Genomic DNA, 17496 nt, shown 5'->3' with positions numbered 1-17496 from the left:
TAATAATTTTAGTCTAGACCTTTATTGCCATAAAAAAAAGACCTACAAGCTATGAAAATAACTTGTAGGCTCTTTTCATAAAGTATTCTATTTTTGACTTTGAGCAACAAACTTAATAAAGTTTTCCATCACAATATCAAGTTGATCAATATAGGATTGATTAATTAAGTCACCAGTTTCCTTATCAAAATTATCTGCTGCTCTACCTATTAGAACTTCATTACCTGGTAAAACATTTGCACTCATATCAGGAGCTAATAATATTTCTCTGGCTTCTTCTTGTGCACGAGCTGCTCCCATCATTCCATAGGAAGTCCCTACTACCATTGCTGGCTTCATATTCATTAAGTCAGCTCCAGAGTGGGAACCTAACCACTCCAATGCACTCTTTAAAGCTGCAGGAATAGCATGATCATATTCTGGTGTTGTCAAAATAATTCCATCAGCTGACTTTACTTTTTCACGCCAATTTTCGACATTTTCATCCCCAGAACTTTCCCGGTTAAATAAAGGAAGGGTATTAATTTCTGCAACTTCAATTTCTGCTTTATCGCCGTATCTTTTAGCGATATATTTAGCTAAAAAGCGATTAAATGAAAAGTCAGCATTTGTCCCTACTACAGCTAGTAATTTCATCAAAATAGCCTCCTATTTCGTAATTTGTTCATACCATTCTTCAACTTCGCCAAAGAAATGATCTAGAAATTCAAGCGTCCGTTCATCTTTAATTTCACCATCTTCATTAAAAGCCTTTGAGGCAAGACCAAGCATAAATTCATCCCCGTTAAATACTGGGCATGAAAAGCCAGGTGCTGCTAATATATTTTTCAAACGCGTCTGTGAACGGCCAGAACCTTGAGCAAGTGGAGAAGTTCCCACAATAAATACAGGCTTCCCCTTAAACGGATGAAGGTTTGAAGATAACCATTCAAGTGCGCTTTTTAAAGCGCTAGTCACAGAATGTTGTTGTTCTGGTGATCCAATTAATACTAAATCAGCTGCTTCAATTTTATTAGCTAAGTCACTAACAACTTGAGGTGTATCTTGGCCTTCTTTATACAAAGGTAAATCTTTAATTTCAGCAAGTTCAATATTGTGCATAGTAAATCTATTTTTTATAGCAAGTAGTAACTTACGATTATAAGAATTTTCTGCATTACTACCAACAATAGCAAGGATTTTCATAAAAAAACCACCTTTCCAGAAATCTATATTACTTATTATAGTGTTAATTTGCTTATATAAACAATAAAAATAAGGGGCCGTTAATATAAACGCTCCCTATTATTCTTTATCACTTGTAGAAAACATAGGATTATTTTCTACTTGAGATAGATTTTCATTATCAATAGCATCTAAAATCTGTGCTTTTAAGACGTTAACAATTTGCTCTTCACTGAATGTAGCAACTTGATTAATAATTAATGCCGCAATTCCAGTTGCAGAAATCCAGTTGGCCATTACCACTTGCTTGGTTTTCTTTTCACTTAAGTTATACTTGCTATATTCTTCATTAAATTTTTCAATTCCCAAATTTAACAAAGTATCAGCAATAATAGCACTTCCGAGCTTTCCATCAACAAACATTGCTCTAAATAAATCAACATGTTCTTTAGCAAAGTTAATATAAGAAAGATCCAAATCAATTAAAGCTCCACCTGTATAACTCTTTTGCAAAATCTTAGTCTTTAAGTTTACAGAGATGATTTCTAAAACCTGAGTTCGTAAATCCTCCATATTTTTAAATTCAAGATAAATAGGTTGGGTTGAAAAGTCACCGGCTTGAGCAATGTTTCTCGCAGTTAAGCTTTCTATTCCTTCACTTAATGCCAGATTATACGCCACATCTAAAATTTGTTGACGGCGAATTTCTTTTTTTCTAGCCATAGAATAACCCCAATTAAATAACGTTTATGTAGAAAATTTTATATTATATATAAAAATTATATTGCTATTTAGTTATTTTCGCTAGTAAATTGGTCGTATCCATTAGAAATCATTTCAACAATTTCTTCTTTAGATAAGCCTTCACTAATTGCATATGATAAAAAAGAAGCCGACAAAATGTAGCCACGTTCTCCTTCATCAGTCAAGTTGTCAGAGAAGTCTATGTTAATACTACTATTAGCATAATCTGTAGTTAAAGTTATTTTTTTATCTTCCATTTTGAAGTCCTCTCTTTTCATAAATACTAATTAAAACTTATAATAGATTATAATATAACATTTAATGAAAGTGTGACTAATATGATTACAAAACATGGTCGTTCTGCTTGTACTTCAATTTTAATCGGAAAAAAAGCTTCAATTAATGGTAGTGTTATTATCGGTCGTAACGAAGACTGTAAAACTGCCTGGCCTAAACATTTAAAATTTAATCCTGCGGCAATCTGTGCTCACAGTCATTTTTCTTCAAATGACAATAACTTTGAAATGGACTTACCAGATAAAAGTTATGCTTACTCAAGTACGCCTGAATGGACTGATAAATATGGTGTTTTTGAGGAAGATGGTATTAATGAATACCATGTAGCAATGAGTGCTACTGAATCAGCATATGCCAATGGACGTGTATTAGCAGTTGATCCTTTTGATACAGAAAAAGGAATACTAGAAGAAGCTATGGTTACTTGCGTTTTACCTTATATTAAAACAGCCCGTGAAGGGGTTGAAAGATTAGGTAAAATTGTTACAGAACATGGAGCAGCTGAAGCAGATGGCATTTTATTTGCCGATCCTGATGAAGCTTGGTACTTAGAAATCGGTTCAGGACATCATTATGTAGCACAACGTATTCCTGATGATTCTTATGCTGTAGTATCTAATCAACTTGCTATTCAAGAAGTAGATTTCACTGATCACTTAAACTTTATTTTTTCACCAGATTTACAAAATTTTGTGTATCAAAATAATCTTTGGCCTAAAGACAGAACTTTTAACTTTAGAGAAATTTTTGGAACGCAAGACGATTCAGACTTGCACTATAATACTCCAAGAGTATGGGCTGGGCAAAAATTATTGACACCATCAAAAAAGAAGGAACCCCAAGACTTTTATTTACCATTTTTGGAAAAGCCTGATCGTCCAATTACCATTCAAGATGCACAAAGAGTACTAAAAGATCACTATCAAAACACACCATTTGATTTAACAAACAAGAAAAATAGTTCAAATGCTACATTTAGACCTATTAGCGTTGCTACCACTCAAGAAAGTCACCTACTTGAACTCAATGGTGAAAATATGATTCAGTGGCTTTGTATGGGGATTACTTCTCAAGGAGTTTACATTCCATTTTACCCACAAGGCACTAAAACTCCTGCTATGTGGGATAAAGGAACTGAAACATACTCAAGTGATTCTGCATATTGGGTATTTAAATTAGCTAGCGTGTTAGCGGATCGTGATTGGGGTAAATACGGTAAAGACTTGTCTACAACTCAAGATAATACCAGTAAAGAGCTTATGCAAATTCGTCATGAATACGATCAAAAACTATTGTCTGTTAGTGACCGTGAAAAAGAAATTGAATTAGTTGACGAAGCGAATGAAAAAATGGCCAACCTAGCAGTTCAAAATTATCAAGCTTTAATTGCCCAATTAATTACCAAACAGACTGCCCTCTCACCTCTTAGCTTTACTATGGATCCAAATTTATAATAGCTTAAATCAAAAACAGGTCTGGAAACCCAGACCTGTTTTATTTTCTTTTTGTTAAATTTCCATCAAGCATATCATAAATATGATCACAATAAGCCTCTAAGCGTTGATCGTGCGTAACTAAAATCACAGCTTTTCCCTGCTTTTTAGCTAATTTTTTAAATAAGGCTCCTACTTCTTTAACTCTCTCGCTATCAAGTGAAGCCGTTGGTTCATCAGCTAAAATCACTTGTGGATTAGCATATAAAGCTCTAGCAATAGCTACTCTTTGCATTTGACCACCAGAAAGCTCATTAGGATACTTATTAAGCAATTGTTCAATTCCTAGTAGTTTAACTAAATCAGCTAATTCATCAGATGATAAATTCCCTGTCTTTTTTACACGATTAACTAATTCAAATTGTTCTTTAACCTTTAAAAAAGGTACTAAATTATAAGCTTGTAGAACAAAGCCAATTTTATTTAAACGTAGATTATCTCTTTGCTTATCACTAAATTCAGTAACATTTTCTCCATTAAATAAAATTGTTCCGCTACTTGCCTTTTGCAAGCTGCCCATAATAGTTAGCAAAGTTGACTTTCCTGCACCACTAGGACCTTCTAGTAATACTACTTCACCTTTTTCAGCTTCAAAGTCCACTCCTTTTAAAGCAATTGTTTGTGCATTACCTGAACCATAAATCTTTTTGATATTCTTTAATTCAATTGTACTCATCATTTAACCCCCAATTGCCATTGTTGGATCAACTTTCAAGATACTCCGTACAGGAATCAAACTACCAATAACCCCCATAATCAACATTCCTAACAATCCAGCTATTGCGATAGTTGGAGAAAATTGCATTGGAACAGCTGCTGGTAAAGTTAATACTGTTAATTCCATTAAAACTAATGCCAACAAGCTAGCAAATAAAACTAATATAAATGATTGACTAACAGTAAACCCAATCAAAGTTTTACTTGGAATTCCTTGCGCTCTCATTACTGCAAAATTAGGCAATTTTTGCATGGTTAAAATGTATAAGAATACCGCAACAATGATTAATGAAATTATAAACAAAAATCCAATCATTAAACCAAAAGTCAGATTTTGTGCGCTATAACCTGGTAATTTATTCACAAAAGTTTTTACGCTATATGTTTTTACATTTTTGCTATTGACTTTAAAATCACTTTTTTTAGAAATTATGCCACTAGCAACAATTTCATTATTTACACTACGCAATTTACGCCAGGTTGCTAAATTTCCATAGATAATTGGAGCAATATTAATCATTGCATTTTTAGTAAAACCTACAATTTTATATTTATCAGTTGAACCATTAAGAGTTAATTTATCACCTAATTTATAACCCTTATTTTTAAGTATTTGGCTAACTACAACTTCATTTTTACTTTTGGCTTTTCGACCACTTGTAATTACCAAATTCTTATAAATGTACTGGCTTGCTTTTATTCCAACAAATTGAGCTGATATTGTTGCTTTCTTTTTATTTTTTATAACTAATGGAGTCTGTCCCACAAGTGCTTCATTAGTAGATAACTTATTTGGTATATCTTGCTTAGTCAATAATGATTGGCTCAAACTAATATTACTATTCTGATTTAAAACTACTTTTCTAGTTTGCCAAGCATAAATAGCTTGTGTATTTTCAGAAGCCAATCCAAAAGCTAGACCACTTAGTATAAAAATCAAATAACTGATTAAAAAAATCATAAAAACAATCAGACCATATCTGAGTTTTTCTTTTTTTATTTCTTTAAAAGCTAAATACATAGCTACCCTTCCTCATCTAACAACTCTAAACTATGTTTAAAACGTTCAAGATAGATATTTTTGTGATCAGGATCAAATAAAACGAGTTTAATAGTTTCATGACTCAATACCATCGCTGACCAAGTTTTAGCATCGAGATTTTTTAATCTTATTGCCTTTTGTTTAAAATCAGGAGTTAACATTACTTCATTTTTACTTAAATGGAGCTTTATAAAAGCCAAATATGGACTTTGCTCTGATTTACCCACAAAATCAGCTGTCATTTGGTAGAGTAATTCTACATCAAAGGCCTTACTTGGTCTTAAGCCTGTATGAATATCTTTCATCACTAACTGATATACATATTCATATGCATCAGTTAAATCATCAAAATATTTGTAAAAAGCTCCCCGAGCTATTCCACTACTTTTAACAATTCTCGCTACCTGAGCATCAGCTAATGAATAAGAGCTAAATTCATCAATTAGTGCTTCAGTTACTCGCTTCTTTTTTCCTTGATTCAAATTTTGAAAAGTCGACTTTACCATATCTTTTACTCTTTCTATAATGTGACATTGTGTCACTTACAAATATTATTTTACACTTTTGTGACACTGTGTCAACATTCTAACATAAAAAAAGAGCACTATGCTCTTTTTTCTTTATTTAAGTGGAAAAATCTTATCTGGATTAATTATTCCATTTGGATCAAAAATACTTTTTACTTTTCTAAGTAAATTAGTATAGTCTTTACCATAAAAATCTTCATAGTAATCTTTTCTAGCATAACCAACACCATGCTCTCCTGATATATTTCCATCATTATCCCGAGCAACTTTATATAACTCGCTAATAACGATATGTGATTTCTTTGCGAACTCTTCATCATCCATTTCATCTGAGCAAAGATAAATATGTAAGTTACCATCCCCTGCATGACCAAAATTAGGAATCCGCATTTTCTCTTCTTGTTCTAACTCCTCAATTCGCTTCAATACTAATGGAATTCGATCAATTGGTACTGATACATCAACTTCATCCATTTTAGGTGTTGATTTTTGGATTGCCAACAGTAAGGCTTCTCTTGCTTTCCAAATTAACTCTGCTTCTTTACTAGTAGCATCTAATACAATTGGCTTCATAGCATGATATTCAGCTGTTGCTGCAATGGCCTCTTTTAATTGTGCATGAAGTTCTTCATCTGTAAATGCATCTAATCCGATAATAATGAAGCCATCACCATCTTTAATTGGAAAAGTTTCATCATATGCTTTTTCCCATAATTGCAAAACTTTTCTTCCCATAAATTCAACAGTCGTTGGTACAACTCCTGAAGCTAAAATCTTAGGAACAGATTTAATGGCATTTTCTAAAGTATCAAAAGGAATAATCGCATTTATCACTTTTTTAGGTTTAGGATATAAGCGAATTGTTATTTCAGTAATAACACCTAGTGTACCTTCACTACCAATAATTAAATCTTTTAAACTATATCCTGAAGAAGATTTAACTGACTTAGAACCAAATTTATAAATCTTTCCATCAGTTAAGGCAACTTTAACTTCACGAATATGCTCTCTAGTTACACCATACTTAATAGCTTTTAAACCACCTGCATTAGTAGCAACATTACCACCAATAGTTGCCCAATGCATGGCTGGAGCTGGCATATATGTAAAAGGTTTATCGGACAAATATTTTTCTAGGTCATTCAAACGCAGCCCCGGTTGAACAGTCATAGTCAATGAATCAGGATCATAATCTAGGACTTGATTCATCTTAACCATATCTAAACTAATACCACCATGAACGGTCAAGTTTGCTCCCATCAAGCCAGTCGAATTACCTCTAGGAACTAACGGAATCTTATGATCACTTGCATATTTAACTACTTTTGCAACTTCTTCACTTGTTATTGGTTGAATTACTAAATCAGGCATTGCCCTTACAACTTTAAATTGGTCATGATCCCAATGTTCTGTTGGCACGGTAATAAATCGCTCTGAATCACTAATGAATTCACTTAAGTTTTCAATATCACTTTTAGTTAATTTGTTATACGTACACATAATAAGTCTCCTTGTAAACTTATAAACTACTTTAGTTTAATTTTACCGGCTTTTTGAAAGCGCTGTCAATTAATTGATACAAAAAAGGAAGCACTAGCTTCCTTAGTTTACTTAATATAAAACCTGATTATAACAAATAACTTTAGAGAAATTTTCAGTCATCTCAAATTCGCTAATTGCACAATTAGCTACTTGCTCAAAAACACCTAAGTTTCCATTAGAGAAATAATGAGCTACTAAAGTCTTAATTAATGTTCCATGACATACTACTAAAATATTTTTATCTGGATATTTATGAATCAATTCATCGATAAATTCACTTCCGCGACTAGCAACCTCTTCAAAACTTTCTCCACCTGGAGCATATCTTAAATATCCATTAGCTACATAGCCGTCTTCATTAAATCCTTTAGGATATTCCTTTATTAACTCATCAACTTTTAATGTGTCCCATTCACCAAAGTCCATTTCCTTAATTCGATCATCAAAATAAATTTGCTTTTGTCCTTTAACAAATATTTCTGCAGTTTTTTTTGCTCTTTTTAATGGACTTGAAAATACTAAATCATATTTTTGTGGATCAAAATGACTAGCAGCCACTTCTGCCTGATTAATTCCAGTTTCATTTAATGGCTGATCAATTCCTCCACCTTGAATCCGATTATCTTTATTTAAATCGGTTTGTCCATGTCTAATAAATGTTAATTTCATCTTATTTCCTTTCTAAGTTGATACTATTAAAACTAAAAGCGCTAAAATAAAGTTATAAAGAGAAGGAGGGGCTATAATGTCAATTTTCACAATTCAACGTGATGGCTTAAATTTAGTCTGCGAACGCGAAAATCCTTTTGGTGAAAAATACGATTTGGCAGTTATTATGCATGGATTTACAGCTAATCGTAATACTGCCCTAATTAAAGAAATCGTAAATAAACTACGTGATGAAAATGTCGCTAGCATTAGATTTGACTTTAATGGGCATGGAGATAGTGATGGTGCCTTTGAAAATATGACTGTATGGAATGAAATTGAAGATGCTAATGCAATACTGTCATACGTAAAATCTGATCCTCATGTTAATCATATTTATTTGGTTGGCCACTCTCAAGGTGGAGTAGTAGCATCTATGCTGGCTGGGCTTTATCCCGATTTAATAAAGAAGTTAGTTCTGCTAGCTCCTGCCGCTTGCCTAAAAGATGATGCATTAAAAGGAAATACTCGAGGAGTATCTTATAATCCAAAAAAGATTCCAGATTCTATTCCCTTTAAAAACAGAAATTTAGATGGTTTTTACTTACGTGTTGCTCAAAATCTTCCAATTTATGACATAGCTAAAAATTATACCGGTCCGGTTAGCTTAATTCATGGAACTAATGACCAAATAGTCCCTGCTAAATATATTGAAAAATACCAAGCTATTTATCAAAATAGTGAATTACATTTTATAAATGGGGCCGATCATCGCTTTAGTGACACATACCAAGCTATGGCCAGTGATTTGACTGCTGACTTTTTAAAACCTGACTTTAATGCCTTTTAAAATCATACTGAGTTTTAAAAATATATTTATCAGCACTTGAAGTTAGTTCATCAAATTTATAATCAAAATCATTAAACGCTTGAAGTTCTTCAGGCGTTTTTATTTGATTTTCGCTAATCCAACGTACCATTTCTCCACGACTCATCTTGGCATGAGTCCCAATCATTTTCCATTGATCTTTTCTTTTTTCTAAAAAATCAATAGTTATAAATCTCTCTCCTTCATGTAAATATGGTGTAACAGCTTTAGCATACTCTTTAGAAGCCAAATTAATCACTGTATCATCATCTTCAAATAATTTATCATGAATCAAACTATCCCAAAAATGATACAAACTGTAATCTTTAAAACCTACCAGCTTATTTTTTAGTTCTAGGCGATAAGGACTAACTGCATCAAAAGGACGTAAAACTCCATATAGACCAGAAAGAATTCGCAAGTTTTTTTGTATATAAATTAAGGCAGGTTCAGTAAATAAATCAGGAGCCATATACTGATATTGAATCCCGCCATAAGAAATAATTGCTGGAGTTTGGGCTTTTTCTAAGTCCATATTTTTCAGCTGCATTATTCCTTCTTGAACAATCTTATCGCTCGCTTCCCAAATTTGCTTTAATCTACCTGCTTCTTGATTCTTTAAAAAATCAGCTAAAATCTCAGCTTGCTCGAGAAAGTCTGGCCTAGTTTTCGCCAAAAAGCTTTCTTGGTTAACAATCATTTTTTTAGCTGGTGAAATAATAGTTTTCATATTACTATCTTTCCTTTTTAAATATATAGAGAAAGCTAAAATTTCTCCTTACTGCAATTATACGGTAAAATATAAATGAATACCTAAGGGAGGGCTTAAAAAGTGAATCCAGATTATGGAATTATTTTAAATTTCAAAGTAAACGCCAATGCTAATGCGCAAAAGTTGGTACGTTTAGCAAGAAACATCGGTGCTCGCGCTATTAGCGTTGAAGGTGCTGAAGACCTCGCGCCATATAAAGAAGCTTGCAAAGACTATACAGTTGAACTGGTTAATGCACATGGAATTGATTTAGAAAGTGCCAATGTCATTAATGACTTAATCAATTTCAAGCGTAATGGGCAGCATGCCGTTTTCAATGTAGAACTGGACGAGATGGGCGATTTGCTCGATAATCAAAAAACAGCATTAACTTTACTTAATGACTGGATGCACTGGTTCGGTCATGCCTATAACGAAAGTACTGAGAGCAGCTTAAAAACAACTGCTTCCAACTCTTTCGTTTGTGAAAATCGTCATGCATCATATCAAGTATACGTCTTTATTAAATCACCACTACCTGAAACTATTACAGTTAGTGGCTTTGAGCAAGAACCTATGAGAATTGAATGGATTGATGAAAGAGCTGAATTATCTTTTGACTTTCAAGATAATGCAGCCAAAATTGAACTGTCACCTTATCCAGAAGGTATCGATTATAAATGGCGAGTTTTACGAATTATGAAACATCGTCCTGAAGATGACATTAAAGAAACACAATTTTAGACAAAAAAAGAAGCGCTAATGCGCTTCTTTTTATTCTTCTACAAATAAACTTTTAACAACTTGGTTAACCTTAACTTTTTCAGCTTCAACTAAGTCAACTCTAGTTCCAATAACTTTGGTATCCATCTTGATTTCACGAGTTAACATTGGTTGATCAAGCTTAGGTTCAAAGAAGGCCTTAAATTCTTCAAGACGTTTAGCTGTCTTAAAGTTTCTAGCAATTACTGTTATGAAAGTAGTAAATTCCATATCACCACCAACAGTCTTATCAAGCCATGCCCATTCGTCTCTAATCCAATCCCAAGCGAGTTGTTCACCAAGCTTGTTGTTCAAGACACTTGCAAACCAACCACGTAAGTCTTGTGGCTTAACAACGTCAGCGTTCTTAAAGTAAGATACAACTTTTTCAAGTTCACTTTCACTCTTAGATGAAGTAATTGCAGCTGTTAAGTCGCTCTTGAAGCTGGCATCACTCGTAGTTTGGTAAAGCTTAATTAACTTATCAGTCAATTCGCTTGAACCACAGTTCTTAACTTCATTAATCAAAACATATGGACGAACATCCGCGTTTAAGCTTTCTAGGTCATCTTCATGTTCTTGGTAAAGTTTGTGAGCTGCACGAACTGAATCAATATTGCCACCATAAAGACTAGCACTTAAAACGTATGGACGAGTTAACTTGTCTTCATCGCTTTCTCCAGCTTTAACTTCCCAACCTAAACGCTTAACTTGGTCTTCACTTAAGCGGTTGTAGAATTGCTTCAAGTAGTTTTCAGCATCTGAATCTGGAGTTACAAATTGACGTAACTTTCTAGCAGTAGTGTAAATAGCGTTATTTACAAGGTTTGACTTAGAATCCTTAAGCTTATCAAGTAAAGGAACAACTTCAGCATATGAACTTTCGCGACCTTCACTGAGTAAACGTAAATCTTGTAGTAATTGCAACTTACTAATTGAGTCTAAATCTTCTACTTCTGCTAAGATATCATTCATCAAAGTTTCGTCGTATTTAACAACGCAGTGAGTAGTGTTACCAACATTAATTCTTAATGCATGACCAGCTTGCTTACGTAAAGTTTCGTAGTCGCCTAAATCTAATTCTTTTTCAGTCATGATAGCTGGTGAATCAAAGTTAGCATTCAATGGAATTTGCCAAATTCGGCCCTTATCTTCGCCTTCACCAACAAAGAATTGCTTTTGTGTCAACTTCAAGTGGCCATCTTCAACAAAAGCATTCACTACAGGATAACCTGGTTGGTTAAGCCATGAGTGCATAATTTCAGCAATGTTTAAGTCAGTTGCAGTTGATAAAGCATTCCACAAGTCATCCCCAGTAGTATTACCAAACTTATGGTGGTCAAAGTAATACTTAAGTCCCTTTTGTAAGGCCTTATCGCCTAAAAGAGCTCTAACCATTACTAACATTCTAGAACCCTTAGCATAAACGATTGCACCATCAAATAAAGTATCGATTTCTGCTGGATCTTTTACTTCAACATAAACTGATTGAACACCATCAGTTGCATCCCGAGTTAAAGCAGCTGGAGCTTCTGAAGATTGGAACATTTCCCAAACATTCCAGCTTGGTTCAAGATGGTCAAGTGATAAATATTCCATCATGTTAGCAAAACTTTCGTTAAGCCATAAGTTGTCCCACCACTTCATAGTTACTAAGTCACCAAACCATTGGTGAGCAAGTTCGTGCGTAATTACAGTTGCCACTAACTTCTTCATGTCAAGTGGAGTGTTGTCTGGATCAAGCAACAAGTAAGCTTCACGGTAAGTTACCAATCCCCAGTTTTCCATCGCACCAGCACTAAAGTCAGGTAAAGCTAATTGCCATGAATGTGGCAATGGATATGGAGTTTGGTAGAAGTCTTCATAAAATTCAATTGCGCGCTTAGCAATATCTAAAGCAAAGTCTAATTCTTTAGCCTTGTGAGCCTTAGTAGCAAAGACACCTACTTTTACTCCACTCTTAGTTTCAGTCATCTTAGATTGCAAATCACCAAAGGCAAATGCAACTAAGTAAGTTGACATCTTAACAGTCTTTTCAAAATAGTGTACACCATTTTCCACTTTAGTTTCTGGCATGTTAGCCAAAGCAATTTCGCCAGGCTTTTCATCGAATTTAAGTGCTAAACTAAAAGTGGCTTTAGCTTCTGGTTCGTCAATACATGGAAATGCTTGACGAGCAAAAGTAGTTTCAAATTGAGTACCAATAATTTCTTCTTTTTTACCATTTAACTGGTAGTATGAAGGATAAATACCCATCATTGTATCAGTAAGTGGTGCACTGTAATCAATACTAATAGTTGTATTGCCAGCTTTAGCTAATGTAATTTTAATTGCTTCAGCCTTTTGATCTACTTCAAAAGGTACTGCTTCACCATCTTGAGTTACCTTACTAATACTCATAAATTTTTGGTGAACATTAACTTCTTTATTTAAAGCTTCACCAGTAATAGTTGAAGTACCATTAATTTTTTTATCGGCCCGATTTACATTAATGAATAAATCATAATGATTTGGGTGAAATGTATCATAAAAGCGATTGATTTTTCCCATTATTTTTTCTCCTTAACTTAATAAAAAGCTATTACTTAGATAATACCAAAAAAGTGCAACATTTTAGCAATAGTTTGCTTTTTTTGATAAAATATATACAAATTTAAATAGGTGGCGAAAAAGATTTTGACTGGAAAACATTCAAAAACTGTAGCTGATAATTGGTTTAAGAATAACAAAGTACTTATTACACTTTTTTCTGCAATTATCCTTCTATCTTTAGCTGGTGGATTTATTTACCACAATCACTTAGAAGCTCAGCGTCAAGCTACATTACGATACACAAGTAAACACTTTAATAAAAACGTTAAAATATTTGGTATCAAAGTTGGTGGTTTAACAATCAATCAAGCTGTTACTAAGATCAATAAAAATGCGAAAACAGCTGCAACAATGACTGATGGAAAAATCACTAGTATGAAATTAGATGGAGTACAAGTAACAGATAAAAAAGAAATTACTAAGTACTTCAAAAAGCAACACACTGCTTTTCCATCTGACAAAAAATGGAATTTTGCGGATAGCACTTTAAAAGAAGCAAAAAAGAAATTAGCTAATTTTTATAATGCTAAAACAACATACAAAGTTGGCGGAAAAACTTTCACACTTGAAGCTAAAAAATTATTTAAAACAGTTAGGTACTATGGTGGACAATTCCACTTCACTGATACTTCTACTTTGTCCGCTAAATTGGCAAAAATCAATTCTGAAGTATCTACTTTAGATAAATCATATTCATTTACAACCCCTAACGGAAGTACGATTAATGTCACTAATAAGTCATATGGTTGGGCTATTAATAATAAAACAGCCATTCCTGCTATTGAAAAAGCTTTAGGTAGTGATACAGCTACTGTAGATGGTGCTAATTACATTTACGGTAAAGGCTATAGTACCTACGGAACAGGTTATACCACAATAAATAATGGTCTTGGTAAAAATTACGTAGTTGTTTCTATTAAAGAACAAAAATTATGGGTAATTAAGAATGGCTCTGTAGCTGTAACCTTGAATGATGTTGTAACTGGAACAGCGCAAACTAGTTCTGGTTCTTCTGATGCTACTCCAACTGGTGTTTGGTATATCGAATATAAACAATCACCAAGTATCTTAAGGGGTACTAATGATGATGGCTCGAGTTATTCATCAAAAGTAAATTACTGGATGCCATTTACTTTAACTGGTTGTGGATTACACGATGCCAGCTGGAGAACTGATTGGTCAAAGACTGCATATCTAAAAGGTGGATCTCATGGTTGTGTTAATATCCGTCCTAGTGAAATAAAAAAGGTCTGGGATGCAGTTGAAATGCATGAGCCAGTAATTGTTTATGATAAATAAATTAAGTTAAAAGCTAGTTCTATCAATATAGTTATAGAACTAGCTTTTTTAATAAACATTTTTTGTTATTTTAACATAACACTATTGCATAATTTGTTATTTTATTTTATATTCATAGAGAGGGCATGAGGGATTTTAAAGAAAGAGTGGATTTTTTCAATGAATTTACGTCACCTAGAATTTTTTGTCGAACTTGCACATACTGAACATATGGCAAAGGCTGCTGAAAATTTAGGAATAACACAACCATCTTTGTCATATGCAATTAGTAGCATTGAAAAAGAATTAGGTGTTCCATTATTTGAAAAAGATGGACGTAATATAAAGTTAAGTAAATATGGAAAAATATATCTTAGATATGTTAAAGCGGGTTTAGCTGATTTCAGTAAAGGAAACACTTATATCAGTGAATTAGTAGATACTAATAGCGGAACTGTTAGATTTGGCTTTTCATCTGCAGCTAGAGAAATCGCACCTGTATTAGTAAATGCTTTTAAACATGAAAATCCTGAACAACATCTTAACTTCTACTTTGAGCAAGATGTTACTTCAGTTATCATCCAAAAACTATTGAGTGAAAAAGTTGATTTAGCCATTGTAGCTAATCCTGATGACTTAGAATCTGTAAATCTAACTCATTTATTTGATCAAAAGCTATATTTAGCCGTTTCTATCAATAGTCCTTTAGCTAAGCAAGATAAAATTAGCGTAAATGATTTAGCTTCTTATCCATTAATTACCTATCCTCACATTAACTGCTTAAGACAAAATATTGATACTTTCTTTGAAAGAGCTGGAATTGAACCTAACATTTCAATGGTCTTAGCAGATACAGCACCTATTATGAATTTTGTAAATTCAGACTTTGGGGTAGCAATTGTTCCTAAGAGTAATTTAATTAACCAAAAGGAAATAAAATTCCTGGAAATTGACAGTAAAGCTGCTATCAATCCAGTTTATGTAGCAACTAAAAAAATCATTTCTTATCTCCTGCAACCCAACGACTACTTACTTATATTAAAAACTATTATAAAAAATAAAAATAAAACCGTTAAAGCATTGCTTTAACGGTTTTTTGATACATATCAATGTAATTCTAAGTACTTCTCAGCATTTCTTAAATCAGAAATAGATAATTGACCTGGAGCGGATGTCTGACCAACAGCTCCAAATGATAAACTTGATCCAAATACTTGTCCAGCTATCCGACTAACTTTTCCTAAATCTCCCATTGCCATTGTAATGATAGGGTTAGAAATATTTTCATTTACAACTGTAGTAGCCATCAATAAAGTCAAAACATCCATGCTTGAATGTGGCATACAAGCAAATTTAGGGATATCCGCACCTAATTCGGCCATCTTTTTCAATCTAAATTCAATTATATCTTTGCTTGGCACTTTATCAAAATCATGATTACTCATAACAACAATCACATTATATTGATGCGCCTTTTCAACTAATCCTTTAATTGTATCTTCATTGTGAAAAAGTTCAATATCAATAGCATCACCTAGTCTATTTACAATAATTTGATCAAGTAAAGATAAATACCTTTCTTCAGGTAATGATAACACTCCTCCTTCATTTTTGGTTCTGAAAGTTATTAAAATAGGTATTTCTTCCATAACCTTACGAAGTTCTTGGGCTACCTTTTTTAATTCATCAAAATTATTTATACCTGCTTCAAAATAATCAATCCGCCACTCCATCAAATCTGGCTTAGCCTGTATAATTTCTTTAGCTGCAGATATAATTTCTTCTCTTGTTTTTCCGACATTAGGTACAGCTATTTTAGGTAATCCTTCACCTAAAACTAGATTCCTAATTTTCACAGTCGCCATAATACTTCCTACTTTCCTAATTTACCAAACATTTTTTTGTATCGCATAGCAATTAAACTCGTATCAATAAATCCAATTAATGCAATAATTACATCAAAAAGCATTACATTTCGCATGTTTCCAATCCAATTAATTGCTAAAGGTATCGTAAACGATGCGATTGAGCCTGCTGTATAAAAGAAGCCTGTAACTGTTCCTTTACCTGCAGGGAAGAATTCAGCCATGACTGTTAATGCCAATTGCATTACACCACCCGCTGCAAAAAATCCGACTAATAGTGATAAAATAATCATCAAATTTGCATTAGTTGGGTAAATCCACATTAACCCCAATGAAATAAATGCACCTAAAGTATAAACAGGAACAAATTGAATTTCACTGAACTTCTTACCCAAAGCAGCTGTAGTTAATACACAAATAATTGAACCTAAAGAATACCAACTAACTAATGAATGAGCTGCTACTTGCGGAAGATTACCTATTTTTTGACCATATTGTGTAAGCATTTGACTTACCAAATAAAAGGTTGCTTGTGAAATATATCCATAAATAATAAATAAAGTACCATCTAACCATAAATTAGTTTTCACATTATTATTGGTTATCTTTTCTTCAACAGTTTTACTAGTTGAATTCGAATCCGGAAAAGCCCCACCAAACATGAAATAAAGAAAAGTAATAACCAAAATAGTAGCTGGAATTAAAAATGACCATCCATACCACATATGTGTAGCTGCTAAAAAGCTGACAATAAATGGCAAGAAAAATTGCCCTGCACTAATGAATGCCTTTAATACAACATTAGAAGTTCCTTTAGAATTTGGATAAATTTCCATCAAACCTGGATAAGTACCTGTATCAAGGAATGAATTAGCCATACCTGCTAAAATTCCTAGAATATACGCAATAACTGTATTCGGTGATATCAAAATGCCAACAAAAAAAATAAAATAAGTAACAATTCCTAATTGAACAAATGGCTTTCTTCCAAATTTATCAGATAACACCCCTGAAACTAAAAGATTTATAATCCGCCCAATTCCTAGTGAAGAAACTACTGCAAGAGCACCGGTTTCCGTAGTTCCCCATTGGTGAGCCAAATTAGCTGCATTTTGAGACAAGATAATAACGCCCATCCCATGAACAAAATAATTGAAATAAAGCGCTAGAGCCGTAGGTGTATATTTGTTCTTCATAACTATCCCC

At 33.2% G+C, this 17496-nt stretch carries 18 protein-coding genes; 5 read left to right on the top strand and 13 right to left on the bottom strand.

The window, feature by feature from the left end; all coding sequences use genetic code 11:
- Nucleotides 1-87: 87 nt before the first annotated feature.
- The 4 genes from FC45_RS01545 to FC45_RS01530 all read right to left on the bottom strand — a co-directional run bounded on the left by FC45_RS01545 (nucleotide 88) and on the right by FC45_RS01530 (nucleotide 2186).
- Complete coding sequence (locus tag FC45_RS01545) at nucleotides 88-636, bottom strand: NADPH-dependent FMN reductase (RefSeq protein ID WP_006585593.1); 549 nt, start codon at nucleotides 634-636, stop codon at nucleotides 88-90.
- A 12-nt stretch (nucleotides 637-648) separates the two neighbouring features.
- Nucleotides 649-1185 carry an NADPH-dependent FMN reductase gene (locus FC45_RS01540; RefSeq protein ID WP_006585592.1) on the bottom strand — a complete coding sequence of 179 codons (537 nt, stop codon included), beginning with the start codon at nucleotides 1183-1185 and terminating at the stop codon, nucleotides 649-651.
- A gap of 99 nt (nucleotides 1186-1284) precedes the next feature.
- Nucleotides 1285-1887 carry a TetR/AcrR family transcriptional regulator gene (locus tag FC45_RS01535; RefSeq protein ID WP_006587768.1) on the bottom strand — a complete coding sequence of 201 codons (603 nt, stop codon included), beginning with the start codon at nucleotides 1885-1887 and terminating at the stop codon, nucleotides 1285-1287.
- A 68-nt stretch (nucleotides 1888-1955) separates the two neighbouring features.
- Nucleotides 1956-2186, bottom strand: coding sequence for a hypothetical protein (locus tag FC45_RS01530; RefSeq protein ID WP_034538597.1), 231 nt, complete (start codon nucleotides 2184-2186; stop codon nucleotides 1956-1958).
- Between the two features lie 60 nt (nucleotides 2187-2246).
- Here FC45_RS01530 and FC45_RS01525 point away from each other — a divergent pair, with 60 nt between their 5' ends.
- Nucleotides 2247-3659 (top strand): C69 family dipeptidase, encoded by a 1413-nt coding sequence (locus tag FC45_RS01525; RefSeq protein WP_006585589.1) that lies wholly within the window; start codon nucleotides 2247-2249, stop codon nucleotides 3657-3659.
- 40 nt (nucleotides 3660-3699) lie between these two features.
- Here the strand turns inward: FC45_RS01525 and FC45_RS01520 are convergent, their stop codons facing one another.
- The 5 genes from FC45_RS01520 to FC45_RS01500 all read right to left on the bottom strand — a co-directional run bounded on the left by FC45_RS01520 (nucleotide 3700) and on the right by FC45_RS01500 (nucleotide 8195).
- A complete protein-coding gene (locus FC45_RS01520; RefSeq protein WP_034535662.1) occupies nucleotides 3700-4374 on the bottom strand; it encodes an ABC transporter ATP-binding protein in 675 nt (224 codons plus the stop codon).
- A 3-nt stretch (nucleotides 4375-4377) separates the two neighbouring features.
- Nucleotides 4378-5436, bottom strand: a complete 1059-nt coding sequence (locus tag FC45_RS01515) for an ABC transporter permease (RefSeq protein WP_006587765.1) — start codon at nucleotides 5434-5436, stop codon at nucleotides 4378-4380.
- A 2-nt stretch (nucleotides 5437-5438) separates the two neighbouring features.
- Nucleotides 5439-5963 (bottom strand): TetR/AcrR family transcriptional regulator, encoded by a 525-nt coding sequence (locus FC45_RS01510; RefSeq protein ID WP_006587764.1) that lies wholly within the window; start codon nucleotides 5961-5963, stop codon nucleotides 5439-5441.
- Nucleotides 5964-6077: 114 nt separating this feature from the next.
- Nucleotides 6078-7484, bottom strand: coding sequence for an FAD-binding oxidoreductase (locus FC45_RS01505; RefSeq protein ID WP_006587763.1), 1407 nt, complete (start codon nucleotides 7482-7484; stop codon nucleotides 6078-6080).
- 111 nt (nucleotides 7485-7595) lie between these two features.
- Nucleotides 7596-8195: a histidine phosphatase family protein gene (locus FC45_RS01500; RefSeq protein ID WP_006585587.1), complete on the bottom strand. Its 600-nt coding sequence runs from the start codon at nucleotides 8193-8195 to the stop codon at nucleotides 7596-7598.
- Between the two features lie 76 nt (nucleotides 8196-8271).
- On the opposite strand from FC45_RS01500, the gene FC45_RS01495 reads away from it, so the two are divergent.
- Nucleotides 8272-9024 carry an alpha/beta hydrolase gene (locus tag FC45_RS01495; protein ID WP_057706326.1) on the top strand — a complete coding sequence of 251 codons (753 nt, stop codon included), beginning with the start codon at nucleotides 8272-8274 and terminating at the stop codon, nucleotides 9022-9024.
- On the opposite strand, the gene yaaA is transcribed toward FC45_RS01495, so the two are convergent.
- Complete coding sequence (gene yaaA, locus FC45_RS01490; RefSeq protein ID WP_006587761.1) at nucleotides 9011-9772, bottom strand: peroxide stress protein YaaA; 762 nt, start codon at nucleotides 9770-9772, stop codon at nucleotides 9011-9013. The two genes, FC45_RS01495 and yaaA, sit on opposite strands and share 14 nt — an antisense overlap.
- Before the next feature lie 102 nt (nucleotides 9773-9874).
- Here yaaA and FC45_RS01485 point away from each other — a divergent pair, with 102 nt between their 5' ends.
- Nucleotides 9875-10537 carry a hypothetical protein gene (locus tag FC45_RS01485; RefSeq protein WP_006585586.1) on the top strand — a complete coding sequence of 221 codons (663 nt, stop codon included), beginning with the start codon at nucleotides 9875-9877 and terminating at the stop codon, nucleotides 10535-10537.
- A gap of 30 nt (nucleotides 10538-10567) precedes the next feature.
- On the opposite strand, the gene FC45_RS01480 is transcribed toward FC45_RS01485, so the two are convergent.
- The gene (locus FC45_RS01480) at nucleotides 10568-13105 is read right to left on the bottom strand and encodes a M1 family metallopeptidase (RefSeq protein ID WP_006585585.1); all 2538 of its coding nucleotides are present in this window, start codon (nucleotides 13103-13105) and stop codon (nucleotides 10568-10570) included.
- Nucleotides 13106-13231: 126 nt separating this feature from the next.
- Between FC45_RS01480 and FC45_RS01475 the strand changes: the two genes are divergently transcribed.
- Both FC45_RS01475 and FC45_RS01470 read left to right on the top strand, forming a co-directional pair.
- On the top strand, nucleotides 13232-14446 hold the full coding sequence (locus FC45_RS01475; protein WP_006585584.1) for a L,D-transpeptidase family protein: 1215 nt from the start codon (nucleotides 13232-13234) through the stop codon (nucleotides 14444-14446).
- A 159-nt stretch (nucleotides 14447-14605) separates the two neighbouring features.
- The gene (locus FC45_RS01470) at nucleotides 14606-15514 is read left to right on the top strand and encodes a LysR family transcriptional regulator (protein ID WP_006587760.1); all 909 of its coding nucleotides are present in this window, start codon (nucleotides 14606-14608) and stop codon (nucleotides 15512-15514) included.
- Between the two features lie 17 nt (nucleotides 15515-15531).
- Here FC45_RS01470 and aroD read toward each other — a convergent pair whose 3' ends face one another.
- Together aroD and FC45_RS01460 are read right to left on the bottom strand one after the other, a co-directional pair.
- On the bottom strand, nucleotides 15532-16290 hold the full coding sequence (gene aroD / locus FC45_RS01465; RefSeq protein ID WP_006587759.1) for a type I 3-dehydroquinate dehydratase: 759 nt from the start codon (nucleotides 16288-16290) through the stop codon (nucleotides 15532-15534).
- A gap of 8 nt (nucleotides 16291-16298) precedes the next feature.
- Entirely contained in the window at nucleotides 16299-17486 is a 1188-nt protein-coding gene (locus FC45_RS01460) for an MFS transporter (protein WP_006587758.1), read from the bottom strand.
- Between the last annotated feature and the right edge of the window lie 10 nt (nucleotides 17487-17496).

It is taken from the genome of Lactobacillus jensenii DSM 20557 (genome assembly GCF_001436455.1).
Lineage (GTDB): Bacteria > Bacillota > Bacilli > Lactobacillales > Lactobacillaceae > Lactobacillus > Lactobacillus jensenii.
The sequence above is the reverse complement of the archived record's forward strand: the minus strand, read 5'-3'. Positions and strand labels throughout refer to the sequence as shown.

Bases quoted from the DNA above. Each gene is read 5' to 3' on its own strand.
- FC45_RS01480 (WP_006585585.1), bottom strand. From the start codon at position 13,105: ATGGGAAAAATCAATCGCTTTTATGATACATTTCACCCAAATCATTAT.
- FC45_RS01460 (WP_006587758.1), bottom strand. From the start codon at position 17,486: ATGAAGAACAAATATACACCTACGGCTCTAGCGCTTTATTTCAATTAT.
- FC45_RS01545 (WP_006585593.1), bottom strand. From the start codon at position 636: ATGAAATTACTAGCTGTAGTAGGGACAAATGCTGACTTTTCATTTAAT.
- FC45_RS01525 (WP_006585589.1), top strand. From the start codon at position 2,247: ATGATTACAAAACATGGTCGTTCTGCTTGTACTTCAATTTTAATCGGA.
- FC45_RS01505 (WP_006587763.1), bottom strand. From the start codon at position 7,484: ATGTGTACGTATAACAAATTAACTAAAAGTGATATTGAAAACTTAAGT.
- FC45_RS01510 (WP_006587764.1), bottom strand. From the start codon at position 5,963: ATGGTAAAGTCGACTTTTCAAAATTTGAATCAAGGAAAAAAGAAGCGA.
- FC45_RS01470 (WP_006587760.1), top strand. From the start codon at position 14,606: ATGAATTTACGTCACCTAGAATTTTTTGTCGAACTTGCACATACTGAA.
- FC45_RS01500 (WP_006585587.1), bottom strand. From the start codon at position 8,195: ATGAAATTAACATTTATTAGACATGGACAAACCGATTTAAATAAAGAT.
- yaaA (WP_006587761.1), bottom strand. From the start codon at position 9,772: ATGAAAACTATTATTTCACCAGCTAAAAAAATGATTGTTAACCAAGAA.
- FC45_RS01515 (WP_006587765.1), bottom strand. From the start codon at position 5,436: ATGTATTTAGCTTTTAAAGAAATAAAAAAAGAAAAACTCAGATATGGT.
- FC45_RS01495 (WP_057706326.1), top strand. From the start codon at position 8,272: ATGTCAATTTTCACAATTCAACGTGATGGCTTAAATTTAGTCTGCGAA.
- aroD (WP_006587759.1), bottom strand. From the start codon at position 16,290: ATGGCGACTGTGAAAATTAGGAATCTAGTTTTAGGTGAAGGATTACCT.
- FC45_RS01530 (WP_034538597.1), bottom strand. From the start codon at position 2,186: ATGAAAAGAGAGGACTTCAAAATGGAAGATAAAAAAATAACTTTAACT.
- FC45_RS01535 (WP_006587768.1), bottom strand. From the start codon at position 1,887: ATGGCTAGAAAAAAAGAAATTCGCCGTCAACAAATTTTAGATGTGGCG.
- FC45_RS01540 (WP_006585592.1), bottom strand. From the start codon at position 1,185: ATGAAAATCCTTGCTATTGTTGGTAGTAATGCAGAAAATTCTTATAAT.
- FC45_RS01520 (WP_034535662.1), bottom strand. From the start codon at position 4,374: ATGAGTACAATTGAATTAAAGAATATCAAAAAGATTTATGGTTCAGGT.